Raw genomic sequence first — 14,138 nt, 5'->3', positions numbered from 1 at the left:
ACCTCCTTGGACGAACATCACAACGTGGAAAAACGTCAACCCGGGTACCGGCCCTGGCCCTGTCGCGGCCACCCGCGTCGGGGTGCGCACGCAGGCGGGCAGTTCAGTGCATTGTCATGGCCGGTGCTGGATGGGCTGTGCCGACGGCAAAAGGTTCCGCAACGGCATGCTTGAGCATAGACGTAAAAAAGCCTGCCCGGTGGCGGGCAGGCAAACGGTTTATGCACGAAGAAGCAACAGAACCAAAGAGCAAGGCGTCCGTCTCCACACGGACGCCAGGGAATTACTTGGCGGCAGCCCAGGCGCGTGCGGTGTCCAGCATGCGGTTGGAGAAGCCCCACTCGTTGTCGTACCACGACAGTACCTTCACCTGGCGGCCCTCAATGACGCGGGTCAGCGAGGCGTCGAACACACTGGACGCCGGGTTGTGCATGAAGTCGATGGACACCAGCGGCAGGGTGTTCACCGCCAGCACGCCCTTGAGCGGACCATTGGCGGCGGCAGTGACGATCTCGTTCACCTCGGCGACGGTGGTATCGCGGCGGGCGGTGAAGGTCAGGTCCACCAGCGACACGTTGGCGGTCGGCACGCGCACGGCGAAGCCGTCCAGCTTGCCTTTCAGCTCCGGCAGCACCAGGCCGACGGCGGCGGCGGCGCCGGTCTTGGTCGGGATCATCGACAGCGCGGCGGAACGGGCGCGGCGCAGGTCGCTGTGTTCGGTATCCAGCAACACCTGGTCGTTGGTGTAGGAGTGCACGGTGGTCATCAGGCCGTGGGCGACGCCGATGGTGTCGTTCAGCGGCTTGACCAGCGGTGCCAGGCAGTTGGTGGTGCAGCTGGCGTTGGACACGATGCTCATCTCGCTGCGCAGGGTGTTGTCGTTGACGCCGAACACGATGGTGGCGTCGGCATCGTCGGCCGGCGCGGAGATCAGCACCTTCTTGGCACCGGCTTGCAGGTGCAGGCCGGCCTTGTCGCGCTTGGTGAAGATGCCGGTGCATTCCAGCACGATGTCGATGCCCATCTCGCCCCACGGCAGTTCGGCCGGGTTGCGTACCGACAGCAGCTGGATCGGCTTGCCGTTGACCACCAGCTTGTCGCCGTCCAGTGCCACGGTGCCGGGGAACGGGCCGTGGATGGAATCGTACTTGGTCAGGTGGGCGTGCAGTTCCGGATTGCCCAGATCGTTGATGGCAACGATTTCAATATCCTTGTCGGCGAAGCGTTCCTGCCAGGCACGCAGTACCATGCGACCGATACGGCCATAGCCGTTAATTGCCAGTTTCAGTGCCATGATGACTCCTCTTTCTTGTGTTTGGCCGGACGCACGGTCGCGTCCCGATGCATGACATCGTTGCCGCAATGGCCGATGTACTCAACCGACTACACCACTGTAAGGGGTGGATTACCAACAACGGCGCCTGTTAACACTTCTTTACTCAATTTCGCCGCGTCAGGGCCTGATTGTGACCGGCGCCGGTCTCTGCGGCTTGCCGGCGGCGGCAAGGTTGGCCGCACCGCCCGCCCGTGCCACAATCCCAAGACTGACTCCCTTCAAGTGATGCCTGCCATGTCCCTGCAACTGCAAGTCGTCCCGGTGACGCCATTCCAGCAAAACTGTTCCGTGATCTGGTGCGATGTCACCCGCCGTGCCGCCGTGGTCGACGCCGGCGGCGACATCGACCGCATCCTCGCCTTCGTGCGCGAGCACGACCTGACGGTGGAAAAGTTGCTGCTCACCCACGGCCACATCGACCACGCCGGCGGCGCACGCGCGCTGGCCGATGCGCTGGGGGTGGCGATCGAAGGCCCGCAGCGGGCCGAAAGCTTCTGGCTCGACCAGCTGCCCAGCCAAGGCACCATGTTCGGCTTTCCGCGCAGCGAGCCGCTGACGCCGGAGCGCTGGCTGGAAGAGGGCGACACGGTGACGGTGGGTGAGGAAGTGCTGGCGGTGCTGCACTGTCCCGGCCACACCCCGGGTCATGTGGTGTTTGTCAGTCATGCGGCCAACCTTTGCATCGTCGGCGACGTGCTGTTCCAGGGCAGCATCGGGCGTACCGACTTCCCGATGGGCAACCACCAGCAACTGATCGACGCCATCCGCGGCAAGCTGTTCGCGCTGCCGGACGACATGGTGGTGGTGCCGGGGCATGGCCCCTTTACCACTATAGGAGAGGAGCGGCGCAGCAACCCCTTCGTTGCCGACCGCCGCTACGGCTGATGGCGCCGGAGTTCGAGCACGCGGTGCTGCGCGCGCTGCGCGACATTCCGCCGGGGATGGTCAGCACCTACGGCACGCTGGCGGCGCTGGCCGGCTATCCGCGCCACGCGCGCCATGTCGGCGCGCTGCTGGGGCGGCTGCCGGCGGAGCTGGCGCTGCCGTGGTTCCGCGTGGTCGGCAGCGGCGGCCGCATCGCGCGGCCGGGCAGCGAGGGCGCCGACTACCAGCGCCTGCTGCTGCTGCAGGACGGCATCGAGCTGGACGGCAAGGGCCGCGTCGACCTGTTCCGTTATGGCTGGCCGCCGGCGTATTTCCTGCGCTGAGTGCGCGCGGCAGATGGCACGGCGGCGCGCGGCCAGTACCCCGCCCCGCCAGCGCTGACCGCGCTGGCGTTTTTTATGGCGAATGGTTCGTTTGTGGCGCCGAAAAGTTGCGGTTTATGTAGCAACTATGTTAAAGACTAAGCTGTAATTTTCGTTTACGAACTTGCTGCCATGAGCCGATCACCCAGACACGACAAGATTTTGCAGCTGGTGCGCGAAAACGGCTTTATGCCGATTGAAGAGCTCGCCCGCTTGCTGGACGTTACCCCGCAGACCATCCGCCGCGACATCAACCAGCTGTGCGAGGCCAACCTGCTGCGCCGCTATCACGGTGGCGCCGCCCTCGGCAGCAGCGTGGAGAACGAGGATTACTTCGCGCGCAAGGGCAAGCTGCAGAGCGAAAAGGCGCACATCGCCGACATGATCGCGGAAAACATCCCCGACCATGCCTCGCTGTTCATGAGCATCGGCACCACCATCGAGGCGGTGGCGCAGGCGCTGACCAGCACCCACAAGGGGCTGCGCGTGATCACCAACAACATCCACGTCGCCTCGATCATGTCCACCAACCCCGATTTCACGGTGATGATCACCTCCGGCGTGGTGCGGGCCTCAGACGGCGGCATCACCGGGGTGGCGACGCTGGACTTCATCAACCAGTTCAAGGTCGACTACGCGGTGATCGGGGTGTCGGGAATAGAGGCTGACGGCTCGCTGCTTGATTTCGACTACCGCGAAGTGCGCGTGGCGCAGGCGATGATGGCCAACGCCCGTCACCGCTTCCTCGCCGCCGACCACAGCAAGTTCGGCCGCAATGCGCTGGTGCGCATGGGCCACATCAGCGAATTCAACGCCATCTACACCGACGCGATGCCGCCGGAGAGCCTGAAAAAGCTGCTGGAGGAACACAGCGTGAGGATGTATCTGGCCGATCCGGTCTGACAGGTCACGCAGCACAAAACAGGGCACCCGCGGGTGCCCTGTTTGTTTGTGCAAGGTTGACCGCAAGGCTCAGGTCACCGCGCCGCGGCGGTGGAATTGCGGCGCATCCCAGCTGCCGCTGTCGAGGATCCGTTTCAGGGTGTCGACCGCGTCCCAGATGTCGGTGTAGCCCAGATAGAGCGGGGTGATGCCGAAGCGCAGCACTTCCGGTTCGCGGTAGTCGCCGATCACGCCGGCGGCAATCAGCGCCTGCATCACGGCAAAGCCGTGCGGGTGACGGTAGCTGACGTGGCTGCCGCGCTGCGCATGATCGCGCGGGGTGATCAGCGTCAGCGGATGCTCGCCGCAGCGCTGCTCCACCAACTCGATGAACAGGTCGGTTAGCGCCAGCGACTTGCGCCGTACCACGTCCATGTCCGCCTGCAGCGCGATGTCCAGCCCGCACTCCAGCAGCGCCAGCGACACGATGGGCTGCGTGCCGCACAGGAAGCGGCGGATGCCGCCGGCCGGCTGGTAGTCGCTGCCCATCTCGAACGGCCGCGCGTGGCCCCACCAGCCGGACAGCGGCTGCCAGAAGCGGTCCTGGTGCCGCGGCGCCACCCAGATGAAGGCCGGCGCGCCGGGGCCGCCGTTCAGGTACTTGTAGGTGCAGCCGACGGCAAAGTCGGCATCGGCGGCATTCAGTGCCAGCGGCACCGCGCCGGCGGCGTGCGCCAGATCCCAGATCGTCAGCGCGCCGTGGCGGTGGGCGAGTTCGTTGGTCGCCGCCATGTCGTACTGGTAGCCGGTGCGGTAGTTGACGTGCGACAGCAGCAGCACGGCGACGTCGTTGTCCAGCGCCGTCGCCAGCGGCAGCGCCTCGTCGATCAGGCGCAGCTCGTAGCCCTGCTGCAGCAGGTCGATCAGGCCCTGAATCATGTACAGGTCGGTGGGGAAGTTGTCGCGCTCGGACACGATCACCCGCCGTGCCGGATGTGCCTGCTGCTGGATGCGCAGCGCGGCGGCCAGTGCCTTGAACAGGTTGAGCGAGGTGGTGTCGGTGACCACCACCTCGTCGGCGTCGGCACCCAGCAGCGCCGCCAGCTTGTTGCCCAGCCGCGCGGGCAGCTCGAACCAGCCGGCGTCGTTCCAGCTGCGGATCAGGCCTTGCCCCCACTGTTCGGCGATCACCTGCTGGCTGCGCGCCAGCGCGCTGTGCGGCAGCACGCCCAGCGAATTGCCGTCGAGGTAGATGGTGTCGGCGGGCAGTGCGAACTGCTGGCGGAAGCGGGCAAGCGGGTCTTGCTGGTCGGCCTGCAGGCAGTCGAGACGGCTAAGCATGGTAGGGCTCCTTGTGGGCTAAGGTTGGCCGCAACGGTGCAGCCATGAACATAGCTTAGCAGCGTCGCGCGCCAGAAAAATTGCAAGTTCGGATTGTGAAAGTGGCTGATTTCACAGAATATTCACTTTTACGGTATTTATTTCGTGGAGTCTTGCAAATGCAACTGGACGCAATCGACTGGCGCATTCTGGCCGCGCTGCAGCACAACGGCCGGCTCAGTAACCAGGACCTCGCCGACCAGGTGGCGCTGTCGCCGTCGGCCTGCCTGCGCCGGGTGCGCATGCTGGAGGAGTCTGGCCTGATCCGCGGCTACCGTGCCGAGCTGGACGCGGCGCGGCTGGGCTTCGAGCTGGAGGCGATGGTGCAGGTCAGCCTCGACCGCAGCCGCGACGACTGGCACGACACCTTTCTGCAGCAGGTGCAGGCCTTCGACGAGGTCGCCGCCGCCTACATCGTCGCCGGGCCGTGCAACTACATGCTGCACGTGCGCTGCGCCAATCTGGCGGCGTTTTCCGCCTTTGTCGTCGACAAGCTGAACAAGCTGCCGGGCATGCGCGACATCTGTTCCTACATCGTGATGCAGACCATCAAGAACCAGCTCGGCGTGCTGCCGCTGGCGGACAAGACGACGCGCGGCGGCGTGTCGTGACAAAACCCACACCGCGGTGCGATGGCACGGCGGGATCAGCGGCGCTGCTGGTATACTTTCCGGTTTCACCTACGATCCGGGGCGAGCCTGTCCCGCAGAGCCAGCATGAACGTCTTTTACGAAGAAAGCGGCAGCTTCAAGGTGGGCAGCATCGTCTCCCGCAATGATGCCAGCCTGCAAGTCGACACCCAGCACGGCAAGCGCGCCAAACTCAAGGCCGCCAACGTGTTCCTGGAGTTTTCCAGCGCGCTGCAGGACTTCCTGCCCGCGGCCGAGGCGATTGCGGCCGACATCGACGTCGACTTTCTGTGGGAATGCTGCGGCGACGACGAGTTCGGCTTCGACACCCTGGCCGCCGACTACTTCGGCCACGCGCCGAACGCGTTCGAATCGGCCGCCATCCTGATCAAGCTGTACGCGGCGCCGATGTACTTCTACAAGAAGGCCAAGGGCCGCTTCAAGTCGGCACCGGAAGAGACGCTGAAGGCGGCGCTGGCCGGTATCGAGCGCAAGAAGCGCGAGCAGGAACAGGTCGACGCCTGGGCCGCCGAGCTGGCCGCCGGCACGCTGCCGGACGCGATCCGCAGCCACCTGATGCCGCTGCTGTACCGCCCGGACAAGAACACCCTCGAATTCAAGGCCTTCGACCAGGCCAGCCGTGCCAGCGGCCTGCCGCCGCTGCGCCTGGCGCACCACGTCGGCGGCATCCCGTCGGTGCCGGAATACCTGATGGCCGGCTTCCAGCTGGAGCACTTCCCGAAAGGGCTGGGCTTTGGCAGCTACGCGCCGGCCACCATGCCGGCCGACCTGCCGCTGTCCGAGGTGCAGGCCTTCTCCATCGACGACGCCGCCACCACGGAGATCGACGACGCGCTGTCGGTTGCGTGGCTGGATAACGGCAACATCCGCGTCGGCATCCACATCGCCGCGCCGACGCTGGGCGTGGCGGTCGGCTCCGACATCGAAAAGCTGGTGCACAACCGGCTGTCCACCGTCTACTTCCCCGGCGACAAGATCACCATGCTGCCGGACGACGTGGTGCAGCAGTTCACGCTGCAGGAAGGCCAGGCCTGCCCGGCGCTGAGCCTGTACGTTGAGGTGGCGCCGGACTTCTCGCTGGTCGGCTTCGACAACCGCATCGAGCGCGTCAACATCGCGGCCAACCTGCGCCACGACCAGCTGGAGCAGGTGTTCAACGAGGACACCTTGGCCGCAGACGGCTTCGGCCCGGACTACGCGTTCAAGAAGGAATTGGTCTGGCTGTGGCAGTTCGCCAACGCGCGCGAGGCGTTCCGCGGCAAGACACCGGACCCGAACCGCCCGCCGCAGGTGGACTACAACTTCAACGTGGTCGACGGCAAGGTGATCATCAGCGTGCGCAAGCGCGGCTCGCCGATGGACAAGCTGGTGTCCGAGCTGATGATCCTCGCCAACAGCGAGTGGGGCCGCATGCTGGCCGAGGCCGACATCCCGGCGATGTACCGCGCGCAGAGCATGGGCAAGGTACGCATGACCACCCGTCCGGAGCCGCACATCGGCCTGGGCGTGCAGCAGTACGCGTGGAGCACCTCGCCGCTGCGCCGCGCGTCGGACTTCGTCAACCAGCGCCAGCTGGTGGCGATGATCCGCGGCGAGACACCGCAATACCCGCAGGGCGACGCGATGCTGTTCGCGCTGCTGCGCGATTTCGACGCCGCCTACAGTGCCTACCTCGGCTTCCAGGACAAGATGGAGCACTTCTGGTGCCTGCGCTGGTTCAGCCAGCAAGGCATCAGCGAGCCGACCGCCAGCTACATCAAGGAAGACCTGGTGCGCATCGACGGCGTGCCGATGCGCCAGCGCATCCCCGGCCTGCCGGAGCTGGCCGCCGGCGACCGCATCAAGCTGCAGATCATCCGCATCGACGAGCTGATGCAGGAGATCGAGTTCCGCTTCATCGAGGTCATCGAGCGCAAGCAGCAGCCGGCCGCGGCGGCTAGCGAGCAACCGGCCTGAGCGTTGCGGCCAGGGTTGGCCGCAAGCGGCAAGACCCGGCCCCGCCACGGCGGGGCCTTTTTTTGTCCGCTCATGACCGTCAGCGCGGCCCGGCGCCACTAACAAAACCCGCTCCTGCGTTGCGCGCCTTGCCGTACCATTAGGACGGCCTGCGTCGGTCGCGATATTCTGTTGGCGGCGCCCGGGGCACCATTTCACGCAACCCACCGGCAGCAACACCATGCACAGCACACAACCCGCCCCCATCCTGCTTCACCGTTTTCACAGCCCGCTGGGGCCGATGTTCGTGTGCGCCAGCGAACAGGGCGTGTGCCTGCTGGAGTTTGCCGTCAGCCAGCGCAACGAGCGCGAATTCGAAGACCTGCAGCGCCTGCTGCAAACGCGCATCATCGCCGGCGAAAACGCCCATACCCGCCAGGCCGAGGTCGAGATCGGCGAGTACTTTGCCGGCACGCGCCAGCAGTTCGAGGTGGCGCTGCACCTGCCCGGCACCGCCTTCCAGCAGCAGGTGTGGGCGGCGCTGCAGCAGATTCCCTATGGCGACACCGCCAGCTACCAGCAGCAGGCCGAGCGGCTGGGCAACCCCGCCGCTATCCGTGCGGTGGCCGGCGCCAACGGTGCCAACCGCGTCGCCATCATCGTGCCCTGTCACCGCGTGATCGGTAAGGACGGCAGCCTCACCGGCTACGGCGGCGGCCTGCAGCGCAAGGCCTGGCTGCTGCAGCACGAGCAGCGCAGCCGCTTCGGCGACACCCAGCCGCAGCTGTTCTGACGCCCGACCCGCCAGTGCCTTGCGGCCAACGTTGGCCGCAAAAGAAAACGCCGCCCGGTATGGGCGGCGTGTTGCATGGTTGGCTCGGTTTGGTCGTCCGGGTAAGTCTGGTCGCCCGGATAAGGCGACGCCGCATCCGGGGAGCGTCAGTGTGTCGGCGCATCCGGGAAGTCACCGACGCATCCGGGAAAGTCAGGCTCAGCCCGGCGGCAGGATGCCGTCGGCGCGGAACATGGTCTTGATGCCGCGGATGGCCTGGCGGATGCGGCTCTCGTTCTCGATCAGCGCGAAGCGCACGTACTCGTCGCCGTAGTCGCCAAAGCCGACGCCGGGCGACACCGACACGCGGGCCTGGTCCAGCAGCAGGTTGGCAAACGCCAGCGAGCCCAGGCTGCGGTAGTGCTCGGGAATGCGCGCCCAGATGTACATCGACGCCTTCGGCAGCTCCACCTGCCAGCCGGCCTCCATCAGCCCCTTGTACAGCACGTCGCGGCGCTTCTGGTAGGTGGCGGCGATGTCCTTCACGCACTGCTGGTCGCCCTCCAGCGCGGCGATGGCCGCAATCTGCAGTGGGGTGAAGGTGCCGTAGTCGTGATAGCTCTTGATGCGCGCCAGCGCGGCGACCAGATCGGGGTTGCCGACCATGAAGCCGATGCGCCAGCCGGCCATGTTGTAGCTCTTGGACAGGGTGAAGAACTCCACCGCGATGTCCTTGGCGCCTGGCACCTGCATGATGGACGGCGCCTTCCAGCCGTCGAACACGATGTCGGCGTAGGCGAGGTCGTGCACCACGAAGATGTCGTGCTTCTTCGCCAGCGCGATCACGCGCTCGAAGAAGTCCAGCTCCACGCACTGCGCGGTGGGGTTGGACGGGAAGCCGATGACGATCATCTTCGGCTTGGGGTAGCTGCCGCGAATGGCGTTTTCCAGCTCGGCAAAGAAGTCGATGCCCGGCGCCAGCGGCACGCTGCGGATCTGCGCGCCGGCGATCACCGCGCCGTAGATGTGGATCGGGTAGCTCGGGTCCGGCACCAGCACGGTGTCGCCGCGGTCCAGCGTCGCCAGCATCAGGTGCGCCAGCCCTTCCTTGGAGCCGATGGTGACGATGGCCTCGCTGTCGGGGTCGATGTCCACCTGGTAGCGCTCCTGGTACCAGCGGCTGATGGCGCGGCGCAGGCGCGGGATGCCCTTGGACGCCGAGTAGCCGTGGGTATCCGGGCGCTGGGCGGCTTCGGTGAGCTTGGCGACGATGTGTGGCGGCGTGGCGCCGTCGGGGTTGCCCATGCTCATGTCGACGATGTCGTCGCCACGGCGGCGGGCGGCCATCTTGCGTTCGGCGGTGATGTTGAAAACGTAGGGCGGGAGACGATCGATGCGCGCAAAGCGGCGCTTGCCGGTAGACGACATGGGGAATCCTTCAACGTAAGCGCCCGGAACCGTCCGAGCGACGCTCCCCCGACACAGGGGAAGGGCCATCGTAAGCGGCCGGCATGGCGCTTGTCCAGTGTCGCGCCGAACGTGGTGGCCAAGGTTGGCCGCAGGCCAGACGCGACGGCTCAGCGGCGGCTCAACGGTGCCGGGGCAGGAAGTTCTCGGCCACCATGCAGCGCGCGCCGCCGCCGCCGAGGTTCTCGATGGTGTCCAGCGGCGCATGCGCCACCGTGCCGTTTGCGGCCAACGTGGCCTGTTGCTGCGGGGTGAATGCCTGCCAGGCGCGCGACGACATCGCGAACACCGCTTTGCCGGCGGCGTCGGCCAGCTCGATCACGTTGCCGCAGAAGTTTTCCATCTGCGTGTAGTCGATGTCGATGATCTGCTTGCCGTGGCGCTGCAGCTGCTCGCGCACCTGCTGGCGGGCGCTGGCCGGCTGGATGGCCTCCAGGCACACCACCGCCAGCGTGCGGCCGACCGCCATCATCACGTTGGTGTGGTAGATGGCGGCACCGCCGCGGTCGACGGCGTCGAACAGCAGCGCCTGGTAGTCCAGCTGCATCAGCAGCGCGGTCAGCACCTCGGGGTGGCTGCGCGAGGACCGGCAGACATAGGCGAGGCGATGGTCGTGGTCGAACACCATCGACCCGGTGCCCTCCAGGAACTTGCCCTCGTCCTCAAAGGCGCTGAGGTCGGCCAGCTCGCCGATGGCAAACTCTGCGCGGATGCGCGCGATCACGCTGTCGCGGCGTTCGCGGCGGCGGTTGGGCGCTTCCATCGGATACAGGAACACGCGGCCGTCCGGGTGCATGCTGATCCAGTTGTTGGGGAAGATGGCGTCCGGGGTATTGCCCTCCGGCTCGTCGTCGATCACCAGCACGTTGACGCCAGCGGCGCGCAATGCCGCCACATAGCCGTCAAACTCCGCCCGCGCGCTGTCCTGCGCCGCCGCGTCGTCCTGGCCCGGCTTCTGGAAGCGGTTGGAGGCGCGGGTTTCCGGATTGGAAAAGAAATTGGCGGGGCGGATCATCACGATGTTGCGGGTGGTCTGGGTCATGGCGGCGGGTAGCGGTCTGGTTTGGATGGTGCTTATTTTCCGGTCGCTTGCTGCCATACTGAAGTTGACAATCTGTCACTTTTCCGGCGAAAAACTGGCAGATTGATCTTTTTGGGTAGCGTTATGTCAATGAGTGATACAGATCGCCAGCTGATCGCGCTGCTGCGCGACAATGCGCGCATGTCGGTGACCGAGCTGGCGCAGCGGCTGCGGGTGTCGCGCGCCACGGTGCAGAACCGCATCGACAAGCTGGAGCAGAGCGGGGTGATCATCGGCTACACCGTGCGGCTGAAGCCGGAGGCAGAGGCGCACCGCATCCGCGCGTGGATGAATATCGCGGTGGAGGGCAACCGGACGCCGGCGGTACTGCAGGCGCTGCGCGGCGAGCCGCACGTGTACGCGCTGCACTCCACCAACGGCCGCTGGGACATCGTCACCGAGCTGCGCGCCGACACGCTGGAACAGTTCGACCGCGTGCTGGGCCGCATCCGGCTGATCCCCGGCATCGCCGCCACCGAGACCAGCCTGCTGCTGTCCACACACAAGGTGTGACGCGGCCTGCGGCCAACGTTGGCCGCAAGCTGCCCGAGCAGAGCAACAGGAACAGAGACAGAAAGGAATAATCATGCCGCCACGCACGCTGGCCGAACTGGACGCCCTGCGCGACGAATGCAAGGCGATGGTAACCAAACGCGCCGGCCTCTCCGCCGGCGCCGCGGTGCTGCCGATCCCGGGGCTGGACATCGGCGCCGATGTCAGCCTGCTGCTGGAAATGATCCCGGCCATCAACCGCAAGTTCGGCCTCAGCCCGGAGCAGATCGAGGCGCTGGATCCGCAGCTGAAGAAAATCATGCTGGTGGCCATCACCAGCATCGGCAGCGAGCTGATCGGCAAGCTGGTGACCCGGCCCTTGCTGCTGAAGGTGCTGCAGCGCATCGGGTTGCGGCTGGCGACCAAGTCGGCGGCCCGCTTCGTGCCGCTGCTGGGGCAGGCGCTGGCGGCGTCGCTCAGCTTTGGCGCGATGAAGCTGGTCGGCAACGCACACGTGGACGACTGCTACGCCGTTGCCAGGAAGGTGTTGCTGGCGGGGCAGGCCAGCCGCGACTAGGCGCACGGGCGCCCTCCGCCACGCGGGGAGACAAGCTTGGCCGCCGGTGATCGCTGGCGGCCAAGCTTGTTTTTTTTGGGGGGGGCAGGTTGGCGGGTAACGGAAGAGGTGCGCCGCTGACCGGCCGCACGGTTTGCGGCCAACGTTGTATGCAGGATGGCGGCCGCGGCCGTGATGACATCGGCCACCGCTTGGTCGCTGTTTTAGGTGCTTGTGGCCAGGGTTGGCCGCATGAAAACAGCGGCCCGCAGGCCGCCGTGGTGAGGCAAAGGGAATGGTCGGGCGCGGTGGCCGTTGCAACTGCCGCCGGCTCAGGCCACTTCCGTGCCGCGCGCCGCCTGCAGCAGCGCGAACCAGTCCTCGCGCGCCAGCGTCAGCCGGCAGGCGGCGGCCGCCTCGTCCAGTGCGGCCAACTTGCGCGAGCCGATGATGGGCAGCGGCCGGCTCGGGTGGCGGATGAGCCAGGCCAGCGCGACGGTGGCCTGTGTGACCGCGTAGTGCGTGGCCAGCCGTGCCAGTTCGGCCGCCAGCGCCGGCTTGGCCGCAGCGTCGAACAGGCGGCCGCCGGCCAGCGGCGACCACAGCATCGGGCGCACGCCCAGTTGCTGGCACTGGTCGAAGGTGCCGTCGATGAGCGGATCCAGGTGCAGCAGCGAGGCTTCGACCTGGTTGGTGACCAGCCGGGTGCGCGAGGCCAGCAGCGCGTATTGCGCCGGGCTGAAGTTGGACACGCCGAAGTGCAGTACCTTGCCCGCCTCGCGCAGGCGCTCGAAGGTTTCTGCCACCTCGTCGGTGTCCAGCAGTGGGTCCGGGCGGTGGATCAGCAGCAGGTCCAGGTGGTCGCTGCCCAGGTGCTGCAGCGAGGCGTGCACGCTGGCGGTGATGTGCGCGGCGCTGGTGTCGTAGTGCTTCACCCGCCAGCCGCGCGCCGCATCCGGCGGCTTGATGCCGCACTTGCTGACCAGCTGGATGGCGTCGCGCCGCGACGGATTGGCCTTCAGCCAGCGCCCGAACAGCGCCTCGCAGCGAAAGCCGCCGTACAGGTCGGCATGGTCGAAGGTGGTGATGCCCAGCGCGATGGCGTGTTCCACCCACGCCGCCAGCGCCGCATCGTCGAAGCCCCACTCGTCCAGGCGCCACACGCCGGCCGCCACCGGTGACAGCAGCGGCCCGTCTGCGGCCAACCCTTGCAAGGTCAGCCGGCTCATTACACGATCCTCGCCTCGGTTTTCGGGTCGAACAGCACCGCCTTGGACACGTCGAACACCAGTTCCATGCTCTCGCCCGGGTACTTGGCCTCGGTCGGGTGGGTGCGGCAGCAGACCTTGGTGTTGTTCAGCGACACGAACACCAGCGTGTCCGGGCCGGTCGGCTCGATCACGTCGATGTGGCAGGCCATCACCGGCAGGCCGTCGCGGTAGGCGGTGCGCGCGTCGGTGATCTGTTCCGGACGGATGCCGAAGATCACTTCCTTGCCCACCCAGCCGGCCAGCTTCGCCTTGTCGTGCGGCAGCGGCAGCACCACGCAGCCCTTGTCGTCGCACACTTTCACGCCGATGTCGCTGCCGGACTGCACCACGGTGGCCGGGATGAAGTTCATCGACGGCGAGCCGATGAAGCCGGCGACGAACAGGTTGGCCGGGTTGTCGTAGATGTCCTGCGGGCTGCCGAACTGCTGCACGATGCCGTCCTTCATCACCGCGATCTTGTCGCCCAGCGTCATCGCTTCAATTTGATCATGGGTCACGTAGACGATGGTCGATTTCAGGCGCTGGTGCATCAGCTTGATCTCGGTGCGCATCTCCACGCGCAGCTTGGCGTCGAGGTTGGACAGCGGCTCGTCGAACAGGAAGATCGCCGGGTTGCGCGCCAGCGCGCGGCCCATCGCCACCCGCTGGCGCTGGCCGCCGGACATCTGCCCCGGCTTGCGTTCCAGCAGGTGGGTGATCTGCAGCATCTCGGCCACGCGCTTGACGGTGGCGTCGATCTCGGCCCGGGGCGTCTTGCGGATTTCCAGGCCGAAGCTGATGTTCTCGCGCACGGTCATCGACGGGTACAGCGCGTAGCTCTGGAACACCATCGCGATGTCGCGGTCCTTGGGCGACAGCTCGTTCACGCGCTTGCCGCCGATGGCGATGTCGCCGCTGGAGATGTCGTCCAGCCCCGCGATCATGTTCAGCAGCGTGGATTTGCCGCAGCCGGACGGGCCGACCAGGATCAGGAACTCGCCGTCCTCGATCGCGATGTTGATGCCCTTGAGCACGTCGGTGCCGTTGGCGTAGGTCTTGCACACGTTATTGATGGAAAGCGCTGCCATTT

Annotated in this window: 14 protein-coding genes; 8 read left to right on the top strand and 6 right to left on the bottom strand. The window is 66.4% G+C overall.

What is annotated here, in order from left to right; all coding sequences use genetic code 11:
* Positions 1 to 283: 283 nt before the first annotated feature.
* Positions 284 to 1,294 carry a type I glyceraldehyde-3-phosphate dehydrogenase gene (gene gap, locus C8E02_RS07445; protein ID WP_120810299.1) on the bottom strand — a complete coding sequence of 337 codons (1,011 nt, stop codon included), beginning with the start codon at positions 1,292 to 1,294 and terminating at the stop codon, positions 284 to 286.
* 276 nt (positions 1,295 to 1,570) lie between these two features.
* On the opposite strand from gap, the gene C8E02_RS07440 reads away from it, so the two are divergent.
* The 3 genes from C8E02_RS07440 to C8E02_RS07430 all read left to right on the top strand — a co-directional run bounded on the left by C8E02_RS07440 (position 1,571) and on the right by C8E02_RS07430 (position 3,486).
* Entirely contained in the window at positions 1,571 to 2,221 is a 651-nt protein-coding gene (locus tag C8E02_RS07440; RefSeq protein WP_047965839.1) for an MBL fold metallo-hydrolase, read from the top strand.
* A complete protein-coding gene (locus tag C8E02_RS07435) occupies positions 2,221 to 2,544 on the top strand; it encodes an MGMT family protein (protein ID WP_120810298.1) in 324 nt (107 codons plus the stop codon). Before C8E02_RS07440 ends, C8E02_RS07435 begins: the two co-directional genes overlap by 1 nt.
* A 171-nt stretch (positions 2,545 to 2,715) precedes the next feature.
* A complete protein-coding gene (locus tag C8E02_RS07430; RefSeq protein ID WP_047965841.1) occupies positions 2,716 to 3,486 on the top strand; it encodes a DeoR/GlpR family DNA-binding transcription regulator in 771 nt (256 codons plus the stop codon).
* A 69-nt stretch (positions 3,487 to 3,555) separates the two neighbouring features.
* On the opposite strand, the gene kynU is transcribed toward C8E02_RS07430, so the two are convergent.
* Complete coding sequence (gene kynU / locus C8E02_RS07425; RefSeq protein ID WP_120810297.1) at positions 3,556 to 4,806, bottom strand: kynureninase; 1,251 nt, start codon at positions 4,804 to 4,806, stop codon at positions 3,556 to 3,558.
* 158 nt (positions 4,807 to 4,964) lie between these two features.
* On the opposite strand from kynU, the gene C8E02_RS07420 reads away from it, so the two are divergent.
* The 3 genes from C8E02_RS07420 to C8E02_RS07410 all read left to right on the top strand — a co-directional run bounded on the left by C8E02_RS07420 (position 4,965) and on the right by C8E02_RS07410 (position 8,223).
* A complete protein-coding gene (locus C8E02_RS07420) occupies positions 4,965 to 5,456 on the top strand; it encodes an Lrp/AsnC family transcriptional regulator (RefSeq protein ID WP_120810296.1) in 492 nt (163 codons plus the stop codon).
* A 105-nt stretch (positions 5,457 to 5,561) separates the two neighbouring features.
* Positions 5,562 to 7,451, top strand: a complete 1,890-nt coding sequence (locus C8E02_RS07415; RefSeq protein ID WP_120810295.1) for a ribonuclease catalytic domain-containing protein — start codon at positions 5,562 to 5,564, stop codon at positions 7,449 to 7,451.
* Positions 7,452 to 7,671: 220 nt separating this feature from the next.
* A complete protein-coding gene (locus C8E02_RS07410; RefSeq protein WP_120810294.1) occupies positions 7,672 to 8,223 on the top strand; it encodes a methylated-DNA--[protein]-cysteine S-methyltransferase in 552 nt (183 codons plus the stop codon).
* A gap of 198 nt (positions 8,224 to 8,421) precedes the next feature.
* Here the strand turns inward: C8E02_RS07410 and alaC are convergent, their stop codons facing one another.
* The gene (gene alaC, locus C8E02_RS07405) at positions 8,422 to 9,630 is read right to left on the bottom strand and encodes an alanine transaminase (RefSeq protein WP_120810293.1); all 1,209 of its coding nucleotides are present in this window, start codon (positions 9,628 to 9,630) and stop codon (positions 8,422 to 8,424) included.
* Between the two features lie 160 nt (positions 9,631 to 9,790).
* Complete coding sequence (gene ctlX / locus C8E02_RS07400) at positions 9,791 to 10,711, bottom strand: citrulline utilization hydrolase CtlX (RefSeq protein WP_120810394.1); 921 nt, start codon at positions 10,709 to 10,711, stop codon at positions 9,791 to 9,793.
* Positions 10,712 to 10,840: 129 nt separating this feature from the next.
* On the opposite strand from ctlX, the gene C8E02_RS07395 reads away from it, so the two are divergent.
* The gene (locus C8E02_RS07395) at positions 10,841 to 11,263 is read left to right on the top strand and encodes an Lrp/AsnC family transcriptional regulator (protein ID WP_120810292.1); all 423 of its coding nucleotides are present in this window, start codon (positions 10,841 to 10,843) and stop codon (positions 11,261 to 11,263) included.
* A gap of 73 nt (positions 11,264 to 11,336) precedes the next feature.
* Entirely contained in the window at positions 11,337 to 11,819 is a 483-nt protein-coding gene (locus tag C8E02_RS07390) for a hypothetical protein (protein WP_120810291.1), read from the top strand.
* Positions 11,820 to 12,130: 311 nt separating this feature from the next.
* Here C8E02_RS07390 and C8E02_RS07385 read toward each other — a convergent pair whose 3' ends face one another.
* Together C8E02_RS07385 and C8E02_RS07380 are read right to left on the bottom strand one after the other, a co-directional pair.
* Entirely contained in the window at positions 12,131 to 13,027 is an 897-nt protein-coding gene (locus C8E02_RS07385; protein ID WP_120810290.1) for an aldo/keto reductase, read from the bottom strand.
* Positions 13,027 to 14,136 (bottom strand): ABC transporter ATP-binding protein, encoded by a 1,110-nt coding sequence (locus C8E02_RS07380; protein WP_120810289.1) that lies wholly within the window; start codon positions 14,134 to 14,136, stop codon positions 13,027 to 13,029. Before C8E02_RS07380 ends, C8E02_RS07385 begins: the two co-directional genes overlap by 1 nt.
* Between the last annotated feature and the right edge of the window lie 2 nt (positions 14,137 to 14,138).

The sequence above is a fragment of the Vogesella indigofera genome, assembly GCF_003633895.1.
GTDB classification, from domain to species: domain Bacteria; phylum Pseudomonadota; class Gammaproteobacteria; order Burkholderiales; family Chromobacteriaceae; genus Vogesella; species Vogesella indigofera.
This window is presented reverse-complemented; position numbering and strand designations above follow the sequence as displayed.